This is a genomic window from Kitasatospora sp. NPDC001159, from assembly GCF_053598235.1.
The window spans coordinates 18,673-40,280 of the sequence record NZ_JBSFJV010000027.1; the positions used below are offsets into that span (position 1 = coordinate 18,673).

At 71.7% G+C, this 21,608-nt stretch carries 18 protein-coding genes; 6 read left to right on the forward strand and 12 right to left on the reverse strand.

Annotated features, from left to right (window positions below):
• The first annotated feature begins 261 nt into the window (after nt 1–261).
• The 3 genes from ACWC9T_RS16420 to ACWC9T_RS16430 are packed head-to-tail and all read left to right on the forward strand — an operon-like array spanning nt 262 to nt 1,063.
• A complete protein-coding gene (locus tag ACWC9T_RS16420) occupies nt 262–624 on the forward strand; it encodes an ATP-binding protein (protein WP_393027138.1) in 363 nt (120 codons plus the stop codon).
• Nucleotides 621–878 carry a hypothetical protein gene (locus tag ACWC9T_RS16425; protein WP_449821728.1) on the forward strand — a complete coding sequence of 86 codons (258 nt, stop codon included), beginning with the start codon at nt 621–623 and terminating at the stop codon, nt 876–878. Before ACWC9T_RS16420 ends, ACWC9T_RS16425 begins: the two co-directional genes overlap by 4 nt.
• The gene (locus ACWC9T_RS16430) at nt 875–1,063 is read left to right on the forward strand and encodes a hypothetical protein (RefSeq protein ID WP_449821729.1); all 189 of its coding nucleotides are present in this window, start codon (nt 875–877) and stop codon (nt 1,061–1,063) included. The genes ACWC9T_RS16425 and ACWC9T_RS16430 overlap by 4 nt, the downstream gene beginning before the upstream one ends.
• Nucleotides 1,064–1,337: 274 nt before the next feature.
• Here the strand turns inward: ACWC9T_RS16430 and mycP are convergent, their stop codons facing one another.
• The 3 genes from mycP to ACWC9T_RS16445 all read right to left on the reverse strand — a co-directional run bounded on the left by mycP (nt 1,338) and on the right by ACWC9T_RS16445 (nt 4,997).
• Nucleotides 1,338–2,699, reverse strand: a complete 1,362-nt coding sequence (gene mycP / locus ACWC9T_RS16435; RefSeq protein ID WP_449821730.1) for a type VII secretion-associated serine protease mycosin — start codon at nt 2,697–2,699, stop codon at nt 1,338–1,340.
• A 127-nt stretch (nt 2,700–2,826) separates the two neighbouring features.
• Nucleotides 2,827–4,461, reverse strand: a complete 1,635-nt coding sequence (locus tag ACWC9T_RS16440; protein ID WP_449821731.1) for a hypothetical protein — start codon at nt 4,459–4,461, stop codon at nt 2,827–2,829.
• Nucleotides 4,462–4,505: 44 nt separating this feature from the next.
• Nucleotides 4,506–4,997 carry a hypothetical protein gene (locus ACWC9T_RS16445; protein WP_449821732.1) on the reverse strand — a complete coding sequence of 164 codons (492 nt, stop codon included), beginning with the start codon at nt 4,995–4,997 and terminating at the stop codon, nt 4,506–4,508.
• A gap of 415 nt (nt 4,998–5,412) precedes the next feature.
• On the opposite strand from ACWC9T_RS16445, the gene ACWC9T_RS16450 reads away from it, so the two are divergent.
• Nucleotides 5,413–7,299, forward strand: coding sequence for an FUSC family protein (locus ACWC9T_RS16450; RefSeq protein WP_449821733.1), 1,887 nt, complete (start codon nt 5,413–5,415; stop codon nt 7,297–7,299).
• A gap of 1 nt (nt 7,300) precedes the next feature.
• Here ACWC9T_RS16450 and ACWC9T_RS16455 read toward each other — a convergent pair whose 3' ends face one another.
• The 8 genes from ACWC9T_RS16455 to rsmI all read right to left on the reverse strand — a co-directional run bounded on the left by ACWC9T_RS16455 (nt 7,301) and on the right by rsmI (nt 16,007).
• Nucleotides 7,301–9,112: an ABC-F family ATP-binding cassette domain-containing protein gene (locus tag ACWC9T_RS16455; RefSeq protein WP_449821734.1), complete on the reverse strand. Its 1,812-nt coding sequence runs from the start codon at nt 9,110–9,112 to the stop codon at nt 7,301–7,303.
• Between the two features lie 164 nt (nt 9,113–9,276).
• Nucleotides 9,277–10,194: a 4-(cytidine 5'-diphospho)-2-C-methyl-D-erythritol kinase gene (locus ACWC9T_RS16460; RefSeq protein ID WP_449821735.1), complete on the reverse strand. Its 918-nt coding sequence runs from the start codon at nt 10,192–10,194 to the stop codon at nt 9,277–9,279.
• The gene (gene rsmA, locus ACWC9T_RS16465; RefSeq protein WP_449821736.1) at nt 10,191–11,126 is read right to left on the reverse strand and encodes a 16S rRNA (adenine(1518)-N(6)/adenine(1519)-N(6))-dimethyltransferase RsmA; all 936 of its coding nucleotides are present in this window, start codon (nt 11,124–11,126) and stop codon (nt 10,191–10,193) included. The genes ACWC9T_RS16460 and rsmA overlap by 4 nt, the downstream gene beginning before the upstream one ends.
• A gap of 28 nt (nt 11,127–11,154) precedes the next feature.
• On the reverse strand, nt 11,155–11,754 hold the full coding sequence (locus tag ACWC9T_RS16470; protein WP_449821737.1) for a Uma2 family endonuclease: 600 nt from the start codon (nt 11,752–11,754) through the stop codon (nt 11,155–11,157).
• A gap of 93 nt (nt 11,755–11,847) precedes the next feature.
• Nucleotides 11,848–12,726 carry a TatD family hydrolase gene (locus ACWC9T_RS16475; protein WP_449821738.1) on the reverse strand — a complete coding sequence of 293 codons (879 nt, stop codon included), beginning with the start codon at nt 12,724–12,726 and terminating at the stop codon, nt 11,848–11,850.
• Nucleotides 12,726–14,345 carry a methionine--tRNA ligase gene (gene metG / locus ACWC9T_RS16480; protein ID WP_449821739.1) on the reverse strand — a complete coding sequence of 540 codons (1,620 nt, stop codon included), beginning with the start codon at nt 14,343–14,345 and terminating at the stop codon, nt 12,726–12,728. The genes ACWC9T_RS16475 and metG overlap by 1 nt, the downstream gene beginning before the upstream one ends.
• 131 nt (nt 14,346–14,476) lie before the next feature.
• Nucleotides 14,477–14,902, reverse strand: coding sequence for a hypothetical protein (locus ACWC9T_RS16485; RefSeq protein ID WP_449821740.1), 426 nt, complete (start codon nt 14,900–14,902; stop codon nt 14,477–14,479).
• A gap of 235 nt (nt 14,903–15,137) precedes the next feature.
• On the reverse strand, nt 15,138–16,007 hold the full coding sequence (gene rsmI, locus ACWC9T_RS16490; protein WP_449821741.1) for a 16S rRNA (cytidine(1402)-2'-O)-methyltransferase: 870 nt from the start codon (nt 16,005–16,007) through the stop codon (nt 15,138–15,140).
• 105 nt (nt 16,008–16,112) lie between these two features.
• On the opposite strand from rsmI, the gene ACWC9T_RS16495 reads away from it, so the two are divergent.
• Nucleotides 16,113–17,924 carry a dolichyl-phosphate-mannose--protein mannosyltransferase gene (locus tag ACWC9T_RS16495; protein ID WP_449821742.1) on the forward strand — a complete coding sequence of 604 codons (1,812 nt, stop codon included), beginning with the start codon at nt 16,113–16,115 and terminating at the stop codon, nt 17,922–17,924.
• Nucleotides 17,925–18,118: 194 nt separating this feature from the next.
• Nucleotides 18,119–19,888: a penicillin-binding transpeptidase domain-containing protein gene (locus ACWC9T_RS16500; RefSeq protein ID WP_449821743.1), complete on the forward strand. Its 1,770-nt coding sequence runs from the start codon at nt 18,119–18,121 to the stop codon at nt 19,886–19,888.
• Nucleotides 19,889–20,103: 215 nt separating this feature from the next.
• Here the strand turns inward: ACWC9T_RS16500 and ACWC9T_RS16505 are convergent, their stop codons facing one another.
• A complete protein-coding gene (locus ACWC9T_RS16505; RefSeq protein ID WP_449821744.1) occupies nt 20,104–21,528 on the reverse strand; it encodes a glycosyltransferase 87 family protein in 1,425 nt (474 codons plus the stop codon).
• Between the last annotated feature and the right edge of the window lie 80 nt (nt 21,529–21,608).

Here is a 21,608-nt window from a genome sequence, read left to right on the forward strand (position 1 = left end):
TGCCGCGCCGGCTGAGTACCGGTCCACCAGTTACCACGATAGAGGGAATCTCCCCCATAGGAAGAAAACTAGATACTGGCATGCACTATGGTCAAAGCCACATCGATCCGACTGATCGTCAGTAATGCCTGTCGTTAGGGGCAGTAGGCGCCTGCTGCCCCGGCACCGCAGAGCAGCCAGGCGTGGCATCCACCAGCTCCGCTCCGGCCTGGCTCACGGCGACGCATCCGCCGGACCCCCCACCTCTCACGGAGGTTCCCCATGTGCAGCCTCAACTCCCCCTCCCTCGCGCTCTCCCGCCAGACCCTGCGCCAGGCCATGACCCGCGCCGGCTGGCACCCCGAGGCCGTCATCGACGCCGAGCTCGCGCTCGTCGAGCTGATCGTCAACGCCTGGCAGCACGGCAAGACCGCGTCGCCCGTCGTCCTGCTCGTCATCGGCGGCAGCACGCTCCGCGTCTCCGTCGCCGACGAGAGCCCCGCCCTCCCCGAGCAGCGCACCCCCGCCGACCTCGCCGAGTCCGGCCGGGGCCTCCAGCTGGTCGAGGGGCTCACCCACCGGTGGGGCGTGGACCCGCAGGAGAAGGGCAAGAACATCTGGTTCGAGCTGGACGCCGTCGCGTGAACCACACCCGACGCCACCCGATGAAGCCCACGGACCCCCGCATCCGGTACTACACCGAGGCCCAGATCAAGACCCTCATCACCGAAGTCCACGAGCACGGAAGGAAGTTCGGCCTCGTCTGGCCCTCCGCGACCACCGACACGACCCTCGACGGACGCGTCCTCATCCGCTTCAACACCGCTCCGGTCACGACCCTGTTCAACCTCCTCAACCTCCTCCTCGACGCCGAGCGAGGTGACCCGTGCGAGGCGTGACCGAGCGCACCACCGTCCACTACCTCACCGCCGAGTCCGCTCCCGACGCGGCTCTCCAACTCCGGCCCGCCGTCGACCTCGACATCCACGCCGTGCCCGGCGACTACCTCGCCATCCCCCTCACCCGTAGCCAGGCGGAAGAGCGCCTCTTCTTCCTCTCCGCCCACCTCGGGGCCCACCGGTGAGGCCCGGAACCGCCAACTTCCTGATCGGCGCCGCGTTCGCGATCCTCATCGCCCTCGCGATCGCCACCGTTGTCCTCGGCGTCCTCACGGCTCTCCGTTCGCCATCCTGCGACGATCAGACCGTCGACCCCGAGGCCACGACGCGCCGGAGGCGTAACCATCCGCACACCAACCCACACTGAATCGCTTCGCCTCAGCCGAAGCGGTTCACCAGAACGCGATTGCCCGACCGTCAGGCTCACACCTGCGGCCGGGCAGCCAACCGACTTCCGATCTACCGCGCGTAAGGGTTGTCGTCCGGCGACACCCGAGGCTCGTGCGCTGGCGGAGGAGGCGAGGCCGCCAGCCCCGGCGGCTGCGGCGGCTCCGGCGGCACGTAAGCCTCGGGCTGCACGGCCGACTTCCGCCGCCGCACCATGGCGAACACCACACCCGCGACCAGCGCCAACCCAGCCACCACCGCAGCCACGATCGACACCGCGCTGCCACCCGACCCGGACGAGGCATCAGCCTTCGGCTTCGACGTCGGCACAGCCACCGCCACGTCACTCGGGCTCGCAGGAGCACTCGGCGCCGACGACGCGGAAGCCGACGAACTCGCCGACGCCGACGGAGCAGCCGACGGCGTAGCCACATCGGCCGGAAGCGGCGACACATCCGCCGGACCCGGATCGCCAGGATTCGTCAGCGCGATCCGAGGCCGGACCGCACCCCAACCGGCGTCATCCGTACGGGCATTCCCGCCGTTCGGCCTGCCTGCGGTGTTGATGAGCACCCGCAGGATCTGATTCGCCGACCAGTCCTTGTGAACCGCCCAGAGCAATGCCGCCGAAGCTGAAACCAGGGCAGTCGAGTCGGACGTGCCATGGCTCTTGCAGTAACCGGTGGAGGCTGTACAAGCCGCGATTATGTCCTTGCCCGGTGCCACAAGAGCAACCTGCGGCCCCCTCTCGGACTCGTCCGTCACATTGCCATTTTGATCAAAAGCCCCGACCGCGACGACATTGGGCAGCGCCCCCGGATACTCGGCGAGATTGCCTTTCTGCGCAGAGTTCCCGGCGCTGGCGACCACGAGCACACCCTTCGCCCGCGCGTTCGCCATAATCTGGTTGATCTTGGCTACATCGTCGGGAGAAGCCATGACTGCGGCCCTTCCCTGCGAGATGCTGATGACCTTGGCGCCCTGGTCGACTGCGTAATTCACAGCCTGCCCGATCTGGCCAAGGAAGTCGGCCGAGATTACAGTTCCCACAGACCCGTTGTTGATCTTCAATGGGAGAATTTTCGCTGCGGGCGCGAGACCGTAGGCTCCGTTTCCTCCACGGTTCTTGCCCGTACCGGCAATGAGGCTGGCCATGCCCGTCCCGTGTCCATCCGGGTCGGACCCCACTCCGCCCGAGCTGTCACTGAAGTCCTTCCCCGGAAGGAACTGCCCGACGAGATCCGGATGATCCAGCTTGAACCCGCCATCGATCACCGCAACGGTGATCCCCTCCCCCTTCGAGACCTTCCACATCTCCGGGGCGTGCATCGTGTCCAGATGCCACTGATCAGCACGGATCGAATCGTCAGCAACCGCAGGCGCCGCAACCGGCACGACAAGAACTCCCACAGCCAAGAGTGCCGCTGCAAGCATCCGCCGACTCTCTAGCTTCCGCCCCATCACAACTCCTCGTCGTATTCTCAGCACCCCGGGGAACGCAGCCCCGAACAGCTCTGCCCGGCCACTGGGCGAGCCCAGTGGCCGGGCAGTCGTTGTCGTCCTACTCAATCACGTCCGGGTTGCTGTGCGGCGTACCGCTGGTCCAGGTCTCCTCGTCCTCATGGAGGTAGTGCGCGCGGTTGCGGCGGTCGCGCTCGTTCTTGCCGCCATGACCACCCATGCCCGGGGCCATCATGCCGTTCTGCCCGGACCGGCCACCGCCCTCGGCGGCTCCCGCCGCAGCAGCACGGTTGCGCAGGCCCGTACCCCCCGGGGTGAACTCCCCGCCGGCGGCAGGTCCCTTGCGGCCGCCAGCGGTTCCGCCGGGGGTCGAGGTCAGGCCCCGACCGCGCGAGCCGCCGCCCCCGCCGACGACGTGGCCACCGCCCATGCCCGGGTGCATGCCGCCCATTCCGCCGCCCATGGGCGATCCAACCCGGCCACCGCCCGTGGCGCCCTCACGACCGAAGACCGTTCCGCTCGGCAGACCCGAGGTGCCGGGCTTGCCGGGAACCTGGCCGCCGCCGAACGGGACCGTGCGGGCGGGAACCGAGCCGCCGCCCTTACCGGGGAGGTAACCGCCGCCAGTGCTCTTAGTCGGAATCGAGCCGCCGCCGGTCCCGGTCGGGAAGCCGGGGATCGGCCCACTGCCCGGCAGACCGGGCAGGCCGCCACGGCCGTCAGGCCCGCCCGGGTAGGTGGGAGTTCCGCTCGTGCCGCTCGGCAGCCCAGGGCCACTGCCGGGCCCGGCCGGGAGGGTTTGGTCCGGCAGGGTCGGGATGCTGTCGAGACCGGTACCGGGGCGGGTGACCGGGTCCGACGGGTGGGACGGCGGGATCGAGGAGCCCGGGTCATGCGGCGGGGGCGGCAGCTGACCGCCGCCGTACGGCGGCGTCGGGCCGGGGTGGGTCGGGTTGGACGGGTCCTGCCAGCTCGTTGCCGGATCACGGGGCCTCGTGGTGGCGCCACCGTAGTTGCCGCCGGACGGGCTGTAGCTGCCACCATTCGTACGGGAGCCGCGTGCGGTGCCACCGTAGGCGCCAGCACTGCTCCCACTACCCCCGTACTCCGAACCGTCGGACCTCCCGGTTGCGTCGCTGCCAGGCGTCCCCGGCAGCACCACGTTGTCGTCGATCCCGTTCAGCGTCGTCGTCGCCGCGCTATACGCCTGCGCCAGCTTCTCCATCTGGAGAACGGCTTGCTGCTTCTCCTTCTCGATCGTCGCCTTGGCCTGATTGGCCTGGGCCGCGCTCACCCAGTTCGGGTTGAGGGAGAACATGAAGTCGTCAACTGACTTACCGCCCAGGTCCACGTTCGACGGCATGTAGACCGACTGCGCCTTGGCCTTGGCCAGCAGATCGATCTCCGTCTGCGGAGGCTTGGGCACAGCGGACTGGGCCGTGCTGAGTGCCTCCCCGGCCTGGACCATGGCGTTGCCGGCGGTCGTGGAATGCTGGGCGATGATCGCCGCCGACTTGTAGAGGTTCCCGACCCAGGTCTTGAAGTTCTCGGCCGCCGGTCCCTCCCAGCTGACATTGCCGAGGTGCCCCTGTAGCGCCTGGCTGAGGTCCGTCAGGACGCGGCCCGCGTCCTGGAGTTGATTCGCTCGCTTCAGTACGTCGGCGGGCTTCCCGCCGTCGACCATCCCCTTCAGTACGGCGTGGTCGATATGGGTGAAATCCGTCGTTCCTGACATGGTCTGTTCCCCGTCTCCCCGGTAGCTCTCTCCCGGCGCCGCTGTCAGGCCGTCACGTTGGACGTCGACGCCGTTCCGCTCGCCCCCGCCGCAATCGCCTTCTGGGCGTCCGTCGTGTGGCCCTCGTTGCTCGTGTACTTGCTGTGTGTGTCCGTAACCGCGGCCTTCATCGCCTCGATCTGCGCCGCGAAGTCCTTGTGGAGCTTGACGAGCTGGTCGTGGACCTTGTCGTAGGCGGTGTGCAGGGCCACGGCCTCCGGGAACTTCCCGGCGTCCGACGCGTTGATGAAGCTGCCCTGGGAGACTTTCTGCTCCTGGAGCTTGTACGGCGCGGCCGCCGATCCCTCCATGGCCTGGAGCAGTGCGTCGACCTTGTTGGCGAAGTTCGTGAGCGTGTCGAGCTCGATCTGGACGTCCTGCTTGCCGAAGGCCTTCACCAGGTCGTCGGCGCTGACGTTCGTCTGCGCCGCGCTGACGACGGGGGCAATTTTGAACCCGTGCCCCCAAGGCAGCGGGATCGTCGGCCCGTCCAGCATGAACGGCGTTGTATCCGGTGCCCCCGCCGGGTCCGTCCCGGTAGCCGCAGGCTTCAGCGGGCTCGTCGCCGCGCCCGGCTTATCCGTGTCTCCCACAGCAATCCACCTCTCCCCCGTACGGCCGGGCACTCCGGGCAACCCCCGTGTGCTCCGCGCCGCAACACACCGTCAACTTCTGGCTCGTACCGTCCTGGTCGGTTCAACCGCCCGCCCTGTGGGCGGTTTCCGCCTCTGTCATGGTAGCCACCACCCCTGTCGGGCTGGCAGGGCCCATAGCCCGCCCGTGCACGATCGGTACGAACTTGACACGTACAGCCGATCACCAGGCCGCTGGGTAGACTGACCCGGTACGCCCCATCTGCCGCGCAATGTCGCACAGCAGCGACCCGAGGCCGCAGAACGGACGTGACCCCGCATGCCTCCGAGCAGCAAGCCGACGCCCTGGTGGGCCCGCGCCGCACGTCCGGCCCGGCCGCCGCTGCCGTTGGCGCTGATGGCCCGCGCCGCGCTCGGCATGGCGGTACCGCTGGCGGGCGGCCTGCTGACGCACCGGGTGGATCTCGGGGTGTTCGCCGGGCTCGGCGCGATGCACGCGACGATGAACGACCGCACGGAGCCGACGGGCCGGCGCACCACCCGCATCGCGACCGCCGTCCTCGCCTCGGCGTTCGGCATGCTGATCGGTACGGTTCTCCAGCACGTCCACGCGAGCGCCGCCGTGCTCGGCTGCGCGCTGACGTACACCGCCTTCGTCTCGGGGGCGCTGAGTGCGACCGGCCCGCGTGGTTCGGCGGCCGGGATGCTGCTGTTGGTGTCGGCCTCGCTGGGCAGCGGGATGCCGTTGCCGCATCCGTGGTGGGCGGCGGCGCCGATGATGCTGGCAGGGGCGGCGCTGGTCGTCGTGCTGGGTCTGCCGGTGAGGACCGATCACCGGTCCGGGTCCGATCCCCGCAACCGCGCGCTGGCCGCCGTCTACGAGGCGCTCGGCCGTACCCTCGCCGATCTGGGCACTCCGCAGGGTGCCGTCTCGCGCCAGGTACTGACCGCCCGGCTGAACCAGCTGCAGGACCTGCTCCCGAGCCCGAACCACCGGCCCGACCCGCAGGGCCTGCACCGCATGTACGAGGCGGCCCTCGCCGCCACCGAGGCGGCGACCGGCCTGCTGTGGGCCTGGCGCCCCGTCCCGCCGGAGGTGGCCGAGGTCCCGAACCGGCTGGCGCAGGCCGTACGGCAGGGCGGCGGCGAGGTCGCGGTGCCCGACTGGCGGCCCGACACCCCGGCGCGGCAGGCGCTGGACGTGGCGCTGCGTGCCGCCGCCGACACCGTCGCCGGCCGTGCGACGCGGATCGGCACCGCCCCCGTGCCCCCGCCCGACCCGTGGCGGCTGCGCGCACGGCTGTTGTCGCGTGCCTCCGTCCGGTACGGGCTGCGGGTCGCGCTGTGCATCGCGGTCGGCGAGGCGGTGACCGCCAACTACCCGCTCAGCAAGAGCTACTGGGTGCCCATGACGATCGCCTTCGTGCTGAAGCCGGATCTCGGTTCGGTGTTCCTGCGCGCGGTGAGCCGGGCGATCGGCACGGTGCTGGGCGTGGTGGTCACAGCGGCGCTGGTGTCGCTCACCACCGAGGAGTGGGCGCTGACCGCGATGGCCGCGCTGTGCGTCGCCCTGCTCCCGTACGCGACCGCCGCGCACTACGGGCTGAACACCGTGGTGATGACCCCGATGGCGCTGGTCCTGCTCCAACTCGGCGGTCAGAGCAGCGCGGCGGAGTTCTGGCCCCGGGTGCTGGACACGGTGCTCGCCAGCGCGGTCGTGCTGCTCTTCGGCTACCTGTTGTGGCCCGAGCGCCCGCGTCACCGCATCGAGCCCCGGCTGATCACCGCGACCACCGCCCTGCGCGCCTACCTCGACGCCACGACCCGGGACAGCCAGGCCCAGGTCTGGCTCCGCCGCACCGCCTACCGTTCCCTGGCGGACGCCCGCCAGGAGGTGCGGCAGGGCTTGGCCGAGCCTCCGCCCACCGGCCGGTTGGCCGAGCAGTGGCTGCCCGCCACGGCCGCGCTGGAGCGGCTGGGCGGCGCGGTGGCGGCGTTCGCCGCGCAGATCCGGTACGGCGGCCGGGTGCCCGATCCCGCGGAGACCGACCGGGTCCGCCGGGCGTTGGACGAGTTGACGGCCGCCGCCCGGGAGCACCGTCCGCCGACCAGACCGGCGGCCCGGCCGGACGCACCGCACGACCCGGCGCTCAGTGCGCTGGGCCGTGCGGCGGACGAGTTGGAACTCCTCCTCAAACAGGGGTAGTTCAGACCTGTTCGGCCAGCTCCAGCCAGCTCATCTCCAGCTCCTCCTTCTCCTCCCGGACGGTGCGCAGCTGCCCGTCCAGTTCGGCGACCTTGGAGAAGTCGGCGGCGTGCTCGGCGAGTTGGGCGTGCAGCTTGGACTCCTTCTCGTCCAGCTTGGCGATCTGCCGCTCCAGCTTCTGCATCTCCTTCTTCGCCGCCCGCAGGTCCCCGCCGGACAGCCCGGAGGCGGTCTCGGCGACGGGGGTCGGAGCAGCCGCGACGGGAGCCGCGGCAGCCGCCATCCGGGCCCGCCGCTCCAGGTACTCGTCGACGCCGCCGGGCAGCATCCGCATCTTCTTGTCGCCGAGCAGCGAGTAGACGACGTCCGTGGTCCGCTCGATGAAGAACCGGTCGTGGCTGATGACGATCATCGAGCCGGGCCAACCATCGAGCAGGTCCTCCAGCTGGTTGAGCGTCTCGATGTCCAGGTCGTTGGTCGGCTCGTCCAGGAACAGCACGTTGGGCTCGTCCATCAGCAGGCGCAGCAGCTGCAGCCGCCGCCGCTCGCCGCCGGAGAGGTCGCCGACCGGCGTCCACTGCTTGTCCTTGCCGAAGCCGAACTGCTCGCACAGCTGGCCGGCGCTCATCTCCCGGCCCTTGCCGAGGTCGACGCGCGAGCGGACCTGCTCGACGGCCTGCAGCACCCGGATCGCCGGGTCCAACTCGGCGACCTCCTGGGACAGGTAGGCCAGTCGTACGGTCTTGCCGACCTTGACCACACCGGAGGCCGGCTGCACGTCGCCCTCGCTCGCGTACGCGTCCCGCATGGCGCGCAGCAGCGAGGTCTTGCCGGCGCCGTTGACGCCGAGCAGGCCGATCCGGTCGCCGGGGCCGAGCTGCCAGGTGAGGTTCTCCAGCAGCAGCTTGGGGCCGGCCTTGACGGTGACGTTCTCCAGGTCGAAGACCGTCTTGCCGAGCCGGGCGTTGGCGAACTTCATCAGCTCGCTCCTGTCGCGCGGCTCCGGCACGTCCGCGATCAGGGCGTTGGCCGCCTCGATCCGGTAGCGCGGCTTGGAGGTACGGGCCGGGGCGCCGCGGCGCAGCCAGGCGAGCTCCTTGCGGGCCATGTTCTGGCGCTTCTGCTCCTCGACGGCCTCGATCCGGGAGCGCTCGGCGCGGGCGAAGACGTAGTCGGAGTAGCCGCCCTCGTACTCGTGCACCTCGCCGTGCTGGACGTCCCACATCCGGGTGCAGACCTGGTCGAGGAACCAGCGGTCGTGGGTGACGCAGACCAGCGCGGAGCGGCGCTTCTGCAGGTGCTGGGCGAGCCAGTTGATGCCCTCGACGTCGAGGTGGTTGGTGGGCTCGTCCAGGATGATCAGCTCGGGCGAGCCGAGCAGCAGCTTGGCGAGGGCGATCCGGCGGCGCTCGCCGCCGGAGAGCGGGCCGATGACGGTGTCGAGGCCGTCGGCGAAGCCGGGCAGGTCGAGGCCGCCGAAGAGTCCTTCGATGATGTCGCGGATACGGGCGTCGCCGAGCCACTCGTGGTCGGCGCGGTCGGCGATGACCTCGTGCCGGATGGTGGCCTTCGGGTCGAGCGAGTCGTGCTGGGTGAGGACGGCCGGTTCGAGGCCGCCGTTCCAGGTGATCCGGCCGCCGTCGGGCTCCTCCAGCTTGGCGAGCATCCGGATCAGGGTGGTCTTGCCGTCGCCGTTGCGGCCGACGACGCCGATCCGGTCGCCCTCGCTCACGCCCAGGCTCACCGCGTCCAGCAGGGTGCGGGTGCCGTAGACCTTCGTGACGGACTCGATGGTGGCGAGGTTGACGGCCACGTGTGCTGCGCTCCTGGGTTCGGCGGTCGCGGGGCGGGCCACCCTCAGCGACGGGGTGCCCCTCTCGGGGACGCCCCGATCACCCCAGCCTAATGGGCCCGCCGACACCCCACTGCCGGGCGAGAGCCAGTGCCTGCGCGACCGGGGCCGTCGAGGCCACACCGCTACGGCAGCAGCGACGCCCCCGGCACCGGCCCGTACGTGGCGTGCGCGGTCCGGCAGGTGCCGGAGGCCCGCAGCGCCTCGGCGACGGCGGTGGCCGCGTCGGCGTCCTTGGCCAGGAAGGCGCAGGTCGGCCCGGAGCCGGAGACCAGGGCGCCGAGCGCGCCCGCCTCGGTGCCGGCCCGCAGGGTGGCGGCCAGCGCGGGGCGCAGCGAGAGCGCGGCGAGCTGGAGGTCGTTGGCGAGCGCGGCGGCCAGGGCGACGGCGTCGCCCTCGGCGAGGGCGGCGAGCAGGGCCGGGTCGACGTCGGGGGTGGGGACGTCGGTGTCGCTGGAGCCGGTGCCGGCCTCCTCGCGGAGCCGGTCGCACTCGCGGAAGACGGCGGGGGTGGACAGGCCGCCCTCGGCGACCGCGAAGACCCAGTGGAAGGTGCCGGAGACGGCGAGCGGTTCCAGGATCTCGCCCCGGCCGCGGCCCAGTGCGACGCCGCCGATCAGGGCGAACGGCACGTCGGAGCCCAGTTCGGCGGCCAGTTCCAGCAGTGTCTCGAAGGGGGTGTCCAGCTTCCACAGCGCGTCGCAGGCAACCAGCGCGGCGGCGCAGTCGGCGCTTCCGCCGGCCATGCCGCCCGCGACCGGGATGGCCTTGGCGATGTGCAGGTGCACCCCGGGGTCGGCGATCCCGTGGTGGGCGGCGAGCAGCCGGGCGGCGCGGGCGGCGAGGTTGCTGTCGTCCAGCGGAACGACGGCGGCGTCCGGCCCGGAGCAGGTCAGCGTGACGCCCTCGCCCGGAGTCGCGGTGACCTCGTCGCCGAGCGCGACCGCGAAGAAGACGTTGGCCAGGTCGTGGAAGCCGTCGGCGCGCAGTCCGCCGACGCCGAGCTGGACGTTGACCTTGGCCGGCACCCGTACGGTGATCACTCGCTGTCCTTAACGGGCTCGCTGTCCTTAACGGGCTCGCTGTCCTTGGCAGGCGCGCCGTCCTTGGCCGGCTTGTGCTCGGCGATCGCGGCGAACTGTTCCACCGCCAGCATCTCGCCGCGCAGTTTGTGGTCGATCCCGGCGGCGGCGAGCGCCTGCTCGGCCCCGGCGGGGGAGCCGGCCCAGCCGGCCAGCGCGGCGCGCAGGGTCTTGCGCCGCTGGGCGAACGCGGCGTCGACCACCGCGAACACCTCCTCGCGGCTGGCGCTGGTCTTCGGCGGCTCGCGGCGGATCAGCGAGACCAGGCCGGAGTCGACGTTGGGGGCGGGCCAGAACACGTTCCGCCCGATCGCCCCGGCCCGCTTCACGTCGGCGTACCAGTTGGCCTTGACCGACGGGACGCCGTACACCTTGTTGCCGGGCTTGGCGGCGAGCCGGTCGGCGACCTCGCTCTGCACCATCACCAGGGTCCGCTCGATGCTGGGGAAGGTCGCCAGCATGTGCAGCAGGACGGGCACGGCCACGTTGTACGGGAGGTTGGCGACCAGCGCGGTGGGCGCCGGGCCGGGGAGCTCGGTGACCTCCATGGCGTCGCTGAACACCAGGTCGAAGGAGTCCACCCGGCCGGGCATCCGGGCGGCGACGGTGTCCGGCAGGTGCTGGGCGAGCACCGGGTCGATCTCGACCGCCGTGACGTGCCGCGCCACCTCCAGCAGCGCCAGCGTCAGCGATCCGAGCCCGGGCCCGACCTCCACCACCGCGTCCTGCTCCGTCACGTCGGCGGCCCGGACGATCCGCCGCACGGTGTTGCCGTCGATGACGAAGTTCTGCCCGCGCTGCTTGGTCGGCTTCACGCCGAACGCGGCCGCCAGCTCCCGGATGTCGGCGGCGCCCAGCAGGTGGCTGTCAGAGGTGGGGTCGGTGGTGCTCACGCGCCAAGGATACGGGCGCGGGAGGCGGTCAGAGTTCGACGACCTCGGCCAGGTCGATCTCCACGGGGTACGGCACCGAGGTCCGGAGCACCCCTTCGTGCTGGGCGACGGGCAGGTAGACGCCCTTCTCCTCGTCCCGGTGGAACTCATGGACGATCGGCAGGTTGTCGAGGCCTCGCTCGACCCGCCAGTAGTAGGGGATCCCCTTCTCCGCGTAAAGGCCGGGCTTGCCGAAGCGGTCGTTCGCCCGGGTGCCGTGCGACACGACCTCGACGGCTAGGAGCACAGACTCGACCGGCAGGCAGTCCAGCTCGAAGACGTCGAGACGGGTCTTGTCGAACACCACCACATCGGGCTTGGCCGTGTTGCTCTCGTCCAGCAACATGCACCGCTCCGGCAGCACCGCACAGGGCTCGACACGTGCGGCGAACAGCCTGCGCTCCAGCCCCGAGCGCACCTGGTCATGCCAGAAGTTCGTCTGCCCCCGGACCGCAATGACTCCGTCCACCAGATCCCATTCGAACGGCAGGTCGAACTTCCGGGCCTGCTCGTACGTCCAGCCCTGGGCCGGCGGAAGGAACCATTCGATGCGATCGTCGACGGGTTCGTTGATCGGCTCGGCGGTCATTGCCACCTCCCCACTGCACTCATGCTAGCCAGCATCACACCGTCGCAGGAGTGCCGAACCGTTTCCTCGGAACCAGATGTTCGTTCGACCGGCTCAGTACCCGAAGGCCCGGGCGGTGTTCTCCGCGATCGCCGCCGACAGCTCGTCCTCGTGCAGCCCCAGGGTGGCGGCCATCGACCGCACCGTGACCGGGATCAGGTACGGCGCGTTCGGCCGCCCCCGGTACGGGTGCGGGGTGAGGAAGGGGGCGTCGGTCTCGACCAGGATCCGGTCCAGCGGGGTGGCGAGCAGGGCGTCGCGCAGCGGCTGGTTGGCCTTGAAGGTGACCGGGCCGGCGAAGGAGAGGTACCAGCCGTGCTCGGCGCAGACCTTGGCCATCTCGGCGTCGCCGGAGTAGCAGTGGAAGACCGTCCGTTCGGGGGCGCCCTCCGCCAGCAGGACGGCGATGACGTCCTCGTGGGCGTCCCGGTCGTGGATGACCAGGGCCTTGCCGTGCCGCTTGGCCATCTCGATGTGGCGGCGGAACGACTCCTTCTGGATCTCCACGCCCTCCGGCCCGGTGCGGAAGTAGTCCAGGCCGGTCTCGCCCACGGCGAGCACCTGCGGCAGCGCGGCCAGCGCGTCCACCTCGGCGAGCGCCTCGTCCAGCGCCGCCCGGCCGCCGGCCTTGCGCTGCTGGCCGGACCAGCCGTCGGCGTCACCGAGGAAGATCCGCGGCGCCTCGTTGGGGTGCAGGGCGACGGCCGCGTGCACCTGCTCGTACTGGGCCGCCAGCTCGGCGGCCCAGCGCGAGCCGGGCACGTCGCAGCCCACCTGGACCACCGTGGTGACCCCGACCGAGGCGGCCCGGGCCAGTCCCTCGGCCGGGGTTCCGGCCTGCATGTCGAGGTGGGTGTGCGAGTCGGCCACCGCCACGGCCAGGGGTTCCGGCAGCGGCGGCGGGGTCGACCGGTCGTCGTCCTTGGCGGGCATCAGGAGGCCGGCTTCTCTTCCAGGCGCGGGAACAGGATCTCGCCCTTGGTGACGGTGGCACCGGCGGGCAGCCGGCCCCAGTCACCGACGGTGGCGACGGTCTGCGCGGCGAGCGCGCCGAGGCCCTCGGCGGCGCCCAGCGAGGCCCACAGCTTCTCGGCCGTGGACGGCATCACCGGGTTGAGCAGGACGGCGGTGCCACGCAGCGCCTCGGCGGCGGTGTAGAGGATGGTGGCCAGGCGCGCCCGGCCCTCCTCCGACCCGTCCTTGGCGACCTTCCACGGCTCCTGCTCGGTGAGGTAGCCGTTGACCTGCTTGACGAAGTCGAAGATCGCCGCGAGGCCGCCGGCGAAGTCCAGCTCCTCACCGATCTTCCGGTCGGCCGTCTCGACGGCCTTGACGAGCCCGTCCGCGATCGCCTGCTCGGCGTCACCGTGCGCGGCGGAGGCCGGCAGCTCCCCGCCGAAGTACTTGCCGACCATCGCGGCGACCCGGGAGGCCAGGTTGCCGAAGTCGTTGGCGAGCTCGGAGGTGTACCGGGCGGTGAAGTCCTCCCAGGAGAACGAGCCGTCCGTGCCGAACGGGATCGCCCGCAGGAAGTAGTAGCGGTAGGCGTCCACGCCGAAGTGCGAGGTGAGGTCGGTGGGCGCGATGCCGGTCAGGTTGGACTTGGACATCTTCTCGCCGCCGACCATCAGCCAGCCGTTGGCGACGACCCGCTTGGGCAGCGGCAGCCCTGCGGCCATCAGCATGGCGGGCCAGATGACCGCGTGGAAGCGGAGGATGTCCTTGCCGACCAGGTGGACGGAGGCCGGCCACAGCTCGGCGAAGCGCTCCGGGTCGCTGCCGTAACCGGCCGCGGTGATGTAGTTCTGCAGCGCGTCCACCCACACGTAGAGGACGTGCTTCTCGTCCCAGGGCAGCGGCACGCCCCAGTTGAACGTGGAGCGGGAGATCGAGAGGTCCTTCAGGTCCTGCTCGACGAAGCGCAGCACCTCGTTGCGGGCCGAGGCCGGCTGGATGAAGTCCGGGTTGGCGGCGTAGAACTCCAGCAGCTTCGGACCGTAGGCGGAGAGGCGGAAGAAGTAGTTCTCCTCCTCCAGCCACTCGACCGGCCGCTTGTGCACGGCGCAGAGCTTCTCGTCCGCGGTGGCGCCGTCCAGCAGCTCGGCGGGGAGCTTGAACTCCTCGCAGCCGACGCAGTACGGGCCGGAGTAACCGCCCTTGTAGATCTCACCCTTGTCGAACAGGTCCTGGACGAACTCCTGCACCCGGGCGGTGTGCCGCTCCTGGGTGGTGCGGATGAAGTCGTCGTTGGCGATCTCCAGGTGCTCCCAGAGCGGCTTCCAGGCCTCCTCGACCAGCTTGTCGCACCACTCCTGCGGGCTGACGCCGTTGGCCTCGGCAGTCCGCATGATCTTCTGACCGTGCTCGTCGGTGCCGGTCAGGTACCACACCTTCTCGCCGCGCTGGCGGTGCCAGCGGGTGAGGACGTCGCCCGCCACCGTGGTGTACGCGTGGCCCAGGTGCGGACGGTCGTTGACGTAGTAGATCGGGGTGGAGACGTAGTACGCCGGGGCGCTCGTCCCGGTGGTGCTGTGTTCTGCAGTGGCCGCCATGGTCGGAAAGCTTAGTCGGGCCCGAACACCCGCCTCGACCGCATTACCCCGCGACGGCACGCGACGGGGCCGCCCGTCGCACTGCTCGCGGCGGGCGGCCCCGGTTGCGCTCCCCGTGCCTGCGTCAGGCCCTAGCCCAACAGCCGCGACCAGAACCGGGCCCAGCGTCCGCGCGGCTTCTCGGGCCCGAGCACCGGGGGCGCCCCGGCCGGCTCGGCGTGCGCCGGGTAGCCGGGAGCGTGCTGCGGGGGCTGGTCCGCGACGGCCACCCGGCCCTCGCGCATGATCCGGACGGTGTGGCCACCGCATCCCGGGCAGGTCGGCTTGAGCAGCGGGGACGGTACCCGGACACCGTTGGCGTGGTACTCGAACACGACGTGGCCGTCCCTGGCGATGTGGTGCTCGATGTCGTACGCCTGCTCCCAGCCGTACCCGCAGCGCAGGCACGCGAAGGAGTAGGCCTCCCGTACGGTCTCGACGGGAGTGTGCGGCCGCCCGGCCAGGCCGGGCGCGCTCAGTGCGCTGCCACCGAGGGGGCTACCGATCATCTCGCTCATAGCCGTCTCCCAGCGCCCGCCGGGCGCTCGCCCGGCTGGGTCTTTCCATTCCAGGAAATGCCCGGACCGCCCCGGCCGACGCCCTTCTTGTGAAGACTTGGATGCGGGTTGGGAAGTCCTATACGAAGGGCCTTCCGCAACCCGGAAACCAGGGCCGAAGCTTCAGCTCAACGGGCGTTTACCGGGGCCTTCCCTCCAAGGTACGACTCCCCGCCCGCCACGCAACCCCCGGAATTCACCCCTTTTTCAAGGCCTCGTTCAAGCCGTCCTTCTTGGCCGCCACGACCGCGTCGAAGACCTCCCGCTTGGGCACGGAGAGTTCCGCCGCGACCGCCGCGATGGCCTCCTTGCGCCGCTCCCCGGCCTCCTCCCGGACGGCCACCAGCCGGGCCAGCTCGGCCGGGGCCAGCTCCTGCGGCGCGGCCGGCGGGGCGCCCGCGACCACCACGGTGATCTCGCCCTTGACGCCCTCGGCCGCCCAGGCCGCCAGCTCGCCGATCGGCCCGCGCTTGACCTCCTCGTAGGTCTTGGTGAGCTCGCGGCACACGGCGGCCGGCCGCTCGGGCCCGAACGCCTCGGCCATCGCGGCCAGCGCCTCGGCGATCCGGTGCGGCGCTTCGAAGAACACCATGGTGCGCGGCTCGGCCGCGATCGAGGCCAGCTGCCGGGCCCGGTCGCCGGTCTTGCGCGGCAGGAAGCCCTCGAAGGTGAAGCGGTCGACCGGCAGGCCGGACAGCGCGAGCGCGGTGAGCACCGCGGAGGGCCCGGGCACCGCGGTGACCTTCACGTCCGCGGCGACGGCCGCCGCCACCAGCCGGTAGCCGGGGTCGGAGACCGAGGGCATCCCGGCGTCGGTCACCAGCAGCACCCGGGCGCCGCCGAGCAGCGCCTCGACCAGTTCGGGGGTGCGGGCGACCTCGTTGCCCTCGAAGTAGGAGACGACCCGCCCGGCCGGGGTCACCCCGAGCGCCTGGGTGAGCCGGCGCAGCCGACGGGTGTCCTCCGCCGCGATGACGTCCGCCGAGGCCAGCTCGGTGAGCAGCCGGGGCGGGGCGTCCGAGACGTCGCCGATGGGGGTGCCTGCGAGAACGAGTACTCCTGTCACGGGCCCCATCCTTCCAGCTTCGCGGGGCCGGGGCTTTTGGTGACGATTCGGGCAGCTTTCGAGGGACCGGTCACGCGTACGAAGAGCGCCCCTACGATGTGGCGGATGAACGGCGACACGGCGGCGCAGACGCCCACTGGTACGGACCACTCCGCGCAGGGCGGTGTCGGCCTGCCGTCCCCCCGCTCAGCACAACCCGCGTCATCCCAGGACACGACACCGCAGCCCGCTCCCCCGAGCTGGCGCGAGCGCCTGGCCCGCCACGGCTACCGTCCCCGCCCCGTCGCGACGCTCACCGAGCGACTGGTCCCGCCGATGCCGGACGGCCCCGGGGTGACCGGGCGGGACGTGCCGCAGTCGCCGCTGCTGCTGCGGCTGGGGATCTCGCTGCCCCAGGGCCTCTGGTACTTCCTGTGCCGCTGGTCCTGCTGGCTGGGCCCGATCGCGGTGGCGGTGTTCGCCGGGCTGCTGCGGTTCACCAACCTCGGCCAGCCGCACGCGATCATCTTCGACGAGACCTACTACGCCAAGGACGCCTACGCGCTCTGGCACGGCGGCTACGAGATCAGCTGGCCGGAGGACGCCAACACGACGATCATGACGCCGGGCGCGGCCGTCCCGTACCGCCCGACGCCCTCGTACGTGGTGCACCCGCCGGTCGGCAAGTGGATCATCGGCGCGGGCGAGCAGCTGTTCGGCATGAACCCCTTCGGCTGGCGGTTCGCGGTGGCCCTGCTCGGCACCCTGTCGGTGCTGATGCTGGCCCGGATCGCCCGCCGGATGTTCCGCTCGACCCTGCTGGGCTGCGTGGCCGGCCTGCTGCTCTCGGTGGACGGCCTGCACCTGGTGCTCAGCCGAGCGGCGCTGCTCGACCTGGTGGTGATGTTCTGGATCCTCGCCGCCTTCGGCTTCCTGCTGCTGGACCGGGACCGGACCCGGGCCCGGCTGGCGGCCCTCCTGGGCGGGGTGGCGGATCCGGAGCTGGCCCAGCGGCTCAACCTGGGCTGGCGTCCGTACCGGATCGCGGCCGGCGTCTGCGTCGGCCTGACCTGCGCCACCAAGTGGAGCGGCCTGTACGTGGCGGCCGCGTTCGGTCTGATGACCGTGCTGTGGGACGTCGGCGCCCGTCGGCTGGCCGGTGCCCCGCGCCCGTACCGGGCGGTGCTCGCCCGGGACGCGGTGCCGGCCTTCGTGTCGGTCGTCGTGGTCTCGGTGGCGGTGTACATCGCCTCCTGGTGGGGCTGGTTCGCCAGCAGCAACGCGCCCGGCCAGGGCGGCTGGGGCCGGGACTGGGCGGTCGGCCGCTCCACCGACTACCCGTGGATACCCGAGGGCCTGCGCGCCCTGTGGCACTACCACTCGACGGTCTACGAGTTCCACACCCACCTGACCGACCCGCACACCTACCAGTCCAACCCGTGGTCCTGGCTGGTGCTGGGCCGGCCGGTCTCCTTCTACTACGAGTCCCCCAAGTTCGGCCAGAACGGCTGCACCGCCGCCGACTGCGCCCGCGAGGTGCTGGGCATCGGCACCCCGCTGCTGTGGTGGACGGCCGTGCTGGCGCTGGTGTACTGCCTGTGGCGCTGGGCGTTCCGGCGGGACTGGCGGGCCGGCGCGCTGCTGTGCGGCCTGGCGGCCGGGTACCTGCCGTGGTTCCTCTACCAGCAGCGGACGATCTTCCTCTTCTACGCGGTGGTCTTCGTCCCGTTCCTGGTGCTCGCGGTGACGATGCTGGTCGGCGCCCTGATCGGGCCGGCCGGCGCCTCCCGGGACCGCCGGATCATCGGTTCGACGACGGCCGGCCTGGTGGTGCTGCTGATCATCTGGAACTTCCTCTACTTCTTCCCGCTGTTCACCGGGCAGACGATCCCGCTGGACGACTGGCGCAGCCGGATGTGGTTCAACAGCTGGATCTGAGCCGACCGCCGGGCCCGGTCCACACACAACTCCCCCGAACCGTCCGTATGCGGTGCACGACACGTACCAGATCCGTCACAAGTCCCGGGCGTTTCGTCGGCGCACCGATCCGCCCTGCCTAGGGTGGGGGCGTACCGCGTTTCCGGCCCCCGGCCGGCGGCGCCCGGCCGCGAGACCCCTGGGGGAACTGCACCATGCGCAGTGGCGCGAAGATCGGCATCATCACCGGCGTGTCCATCGTCGTCCTCGCGGGCGGCGGCTACGGCGCGTACAGCCTGATGGGCGGCTCGGACTCCGGGTCCTCCGACGGCAAGAAGCCGCGGACGGTGGTCGCCGAACCCCCCACGGCAGATCAGGCGGCGAACGGCGCGAAGGACTTCCTGGCGGCCTGGGCGTCCGGCGACATCGCCAAAGCGGCCTCGCTGACGGACGACCCGGCCGCGGCCACCACGGCGCTGACGGCCTTCAAGGACCAGGTGAAGCCGAGCGCGCTGACCCTGACCCCGGCCGGTCCGGCCACCCCGCAGGCCTTCGCCTCGGCCACCGGCACCCCCACCCCGGCCAAGCCCACCGGCGCGGCCTCGGCGACCCCGTCCGCGACCGGCACCCCCGGCGCCACCGACTCGCCGTCCGCCTCCGCCACCCCCGGGCCCACCGGCGTGCTGATGGGCTTCAAGGCCCGCGCCGAGTTCGAGGGCACCAGCCGGGTCTGGGACTACAACGGCTTCCTGGGCGTCGTGAAGATGAGCGACAACACCCCGGCCGTGCACTGGGCGCCCTCGGTGATCCACCCGCACCTGTCCGGCAGCGAGACGATCGCCACCCAGCAGGTCTTCTCCCCGCCGTCCACCGTGGTGGACCGCAACGGCAAGCCGCTGCAGGGCGCCTCGCTGACCCCGGCGCTGATGAGCACCCTGCAGGACAACGCCCGCAAGCTGCTGCCGCCGGACCCGAACAAGGACCAGGACGCGGGCAGCGCGGTGGTGATCACGGACCCGTCCGGCAAGACCGCCGCCGACAAGCTGTTCACCATCGTCGAGCCGAAGCCCGGCAAGCCGTTCAAGGTGACCATCGACAACACCATCCAGGCCGCCGCCGAGAAGGCGATGACCGACCTGGGCGGCAAGAACGGCTCGATCGTCGCGATCGAGCCGAGCACCGGCCAGGTCCTGGCCTTCGCCAACGCCCCGGCCAACGGCCAGAACCGGGCCTTCGCCGGCCTGCTCGCCCCCGGCTCGACGATGAAGATCGTCACTTCGACGGCCCTGCTGGAGGCCGGGATCAACCCGGACAGCACGGTGGCCTGCCCGGAGAAAAGCAGCAACCCGGTGGCGATCCCGAACGACTTCCCGGGCGCCTTCCCGAACAACACGCTGCAGCAGGACTTCATGGTGTCCTGCAACACGGCCTTCATCAACCAGGGCCTGACCAGCCTCAAGCCCGAGACGCTCTCCAGCACGGCCAAGGACGTGTACGGCATCGGCCTGGAGTGGAAGACCGGCCTGCCGAACGCCGACGGCAAGATCCCGGCCACCCCGGGCAGCAAGGACGAGCAGGCCATGAACTACATCGGCCAGGGCAAGGTCCAGATGAACCCGCTGGCCATCGCCTCGATCACGGCGACCGTCCAGAGCGGCGCGTTCAAGCAGCCGATCCTGGTCGCCGGCCTGCCGCAGCAGCAGGCAGCCCGCCAGATCTCGCCGGACGTCGCCGCCAAGCTGCGCGCGATGATGAACGCCACCGCCGTCGGCGGCACGGCCAAGGACGTGATGGCCGGGATCACCGACAACGCGGGCGCCAAGACCGGCTCCGCCGAGGTCCAGGGCGCGTCCACCACCAACAGCTGGTTCACCGCCTTCCGCGGCAACCTCGCGGTCGCCGCCGAGGTCCAGGGCGGCGGCCACGGCGTCGACGCGGCCGGCCCGGCGGTCGCCTCGCTGCTCAAGGCGGCGGGCGGCCACTGACCCCCACGCGCCCGCCCCGGGCCGAAGGGCGCGCCGGTGCCGACAGGGAGAGCCGGTGCCGACAGGGAGAAAGGACCAGCGAGGCACGAGCGCCGGAGCGCCGACCGTCGGCACCGGATCCGAGCGCCCGGAGGCGAGCGGGCGAGTCACGCGCCCGCTCAGCCGAGAAGGCTGAGCGGGCGCCGGTGCGTTCCGGGGCGGGCGGGTCCGCCCGCTCAGCGTCGCGGCAGGGCGGGCTCCGCCGGATCCGGCAGCGGTCGGGGCGGGATCTGGCGGCGGCTGCTCCACCGCCGGGCGGCCAGCCGGGGCCAGATCACCAGGACGGCCGGCAGCGCCAGGTACCCGAACCGCCCGGCCGGGGCGAGCGTGAAGGCGATCGCGAGCCCCGCGGCCAGCAGGTCGGCGGCGGCGATCGCGGAGACCGGCGGCCGGGCCAGCAGCCAGATCGCCACCCCGATCAGGGCCACCGTCATCAGCGCCAGCGAGATGGAGTGCCCGGTCGGGCCGAACCCTGCCAGCACCTTGCCGGGCAGCGGGCTGCCGGCCGGGGTGCGGATCGCGGTCATCCCGAGCGGGAAGCGCACCACCTGGTCGCGCAGCTGGTCGGCCTGGGTCAGGACGGACGGCAGGATCACCGCCGCGCTCACCCCGACCCCGATCAGTGCGGTGCGGGTGGCGGGCCTTCGGCCGTAGAGCCGCCAGAGCAGCAGGACGGCGACCGGCAGGGCCGGCCACGCGGTCCATTTGAGGCTGCAGGCGAGGGCGAGCACCAGTCCGGCGCCGACCGCGCGGTCCCGCTCGGCGAGCGCCATGGCCAGGCAGCAGACGCCGATCAGCGGCAGGTCGACCCCGCCGACGGCCAGGGCGAGCGCTATCAGCGGCGAGGCGGTGAGGACGGCTAGCGGCAGCAGCGGCGCGCGCGGGTCGCTGCTGCCGGGGCGGGTGGGCCGCAGCAGCCGCCAGGCGCCCAGCAGGCAGGCGACGAAGGTGAGGGCGAACCAGATCCGGGCGTCCCCGGCGACCCGGGCGAAGGCGGTGGAGTTGCCGAGCAGCTGGCGCGGCAGCCCGAACAGGGCCATCGCCGGCAGGTACGGGTTGTAGTCGGTGACCACGACCGGGTGCGGCAGGTACGCGTCACCGGTGGTGAGCAGGAGGTGGGCCGAGCGTTCGACCACCATGACCTCGGACTGGTGGCGGCCGGTGAGGGCGAGCAGTCCGAGCGGTGCGAACACGGCGCCGGCGAGGCCTGCCGCGGCGGCCGCCTGGGGCGCGTAGCGACGCGGCAGGGTGAGGCAGAACAGGCCGGCCAGGAGGTAGGCGGGGGCCGCGACGAGGCCCCACAGCCGCTGGTTGGGCAGGTCGGAGACGAGCGGGAAGGCGGCGGCCCAGCCGGCCGCGATCAGACAGCCGAGCAGCTGGACGGAACGCAGCGAGGCGAGCCGGGCGGGATTCCACCGATCGAGCGTGGGCGGAAACGTACTCTCGCCACGCTGCCGGGGGAACGCCCGGGCGGAGAAGCCTCTCGGTGGCCGTCCGGGTCTGGACGGCCGTTCGGCGCTGATGGTCTGGGCCGGCGTTCTGGCGCGGCCGGTGAAGCGGCCGCGCGGGCGGGAGAAGCCGGGCGTGCGGGTGCTCACCATGGTGGAAGGTTATGGGTGCGGGCCGGGCCCTGTCGCCATGGCGTCCGGCGCGGGTTGTGGCGCTACGCGCGTAGGGCCGC

Coding starts and splice junctions, on each gene's coding strand:
- metG (WP_449821739.1), bottom strand. CDS start 14,345: ATGGCGGCCACTGCAGAACACAGCACCACCGGGACGAGCGCCCCGGCG.
- ACWC9T_RS16440 (WP_449821731.1), bottom strand. CDS start 4,461: ATGTCAGGAACGACGGATTTCACCCATATCGACCACGCCGTACTGAAG.
- ACWC9T_RS16505 (WP_449821744.1), bottom strand. CDS start 21,528: ATGGTGAGCACCCGCACGCCCGGCTTCTCCCGCCCGCGCGGCCGCTTC.
- mycP (WP_449821730.1), bottom strand. CDS start 2,699: ATGCTTGCAGCGGCACTCTTGGCTGTGGGAGTTCTTGTCGTGCCGGTT.
- ACWC9T_RS16500 (WP_449821743.1), top strand. CDS start 18,119: ATGCGCAGTGGCGCGAAGATCGGCATCATCACCGGCGTGTCCATCGTC.
- ACWC9T_RS16445 (WP_449821732.1), bottom strand. CDS start 4,997: ATGCTGGACGGGCCGACGATCCCGCTGCCTTGGGGGCACGGGTTCAAA.
- ACWC9T_RS16450 (WP_449821733.1), top strand. CDS start 5,413: ATGCCTCCGAGCAGCAAGCCGACGCCCTGGTGGGCCCGCGCCGCACGT.
- ACWC9T_RS16485 (WP_449821740.1), bottom strand. CDS start 14,902: ATGAGCGAGATGATCGGTAGCCCCCTCGGTGGCAGCGCACTGAGCGCG.
- ACWC9T_RS16470 (WP_449821737.1), bottom strand. CDS start 11,754: ATGACCGCCGAGCCGATCAACGAACCCGTCGACGATCGCATCGAATGG.
- ACWC9T_RS16475 (WP_449821738.1), bottom strand. CDS start 12,726: ATGCCCGCCAAGGACGACGACCGGTCGACCCCGCCGCCGCTGCCGGAA.
- ACWC9T_RS16495 (WP_449821742.1), top strand. CDS start 16,113: ATGAACGGCGACACGGCGGCGCAGACGCCCACTGGTACGGACCACTCC.
- ACWC9T_RS16420 (WP_393027138.1), top strand. CDS start 262: ATGTGCAGCCTCAACTCCCCCTCCCTCGCGCTCTCCCGCCAGACCCTG.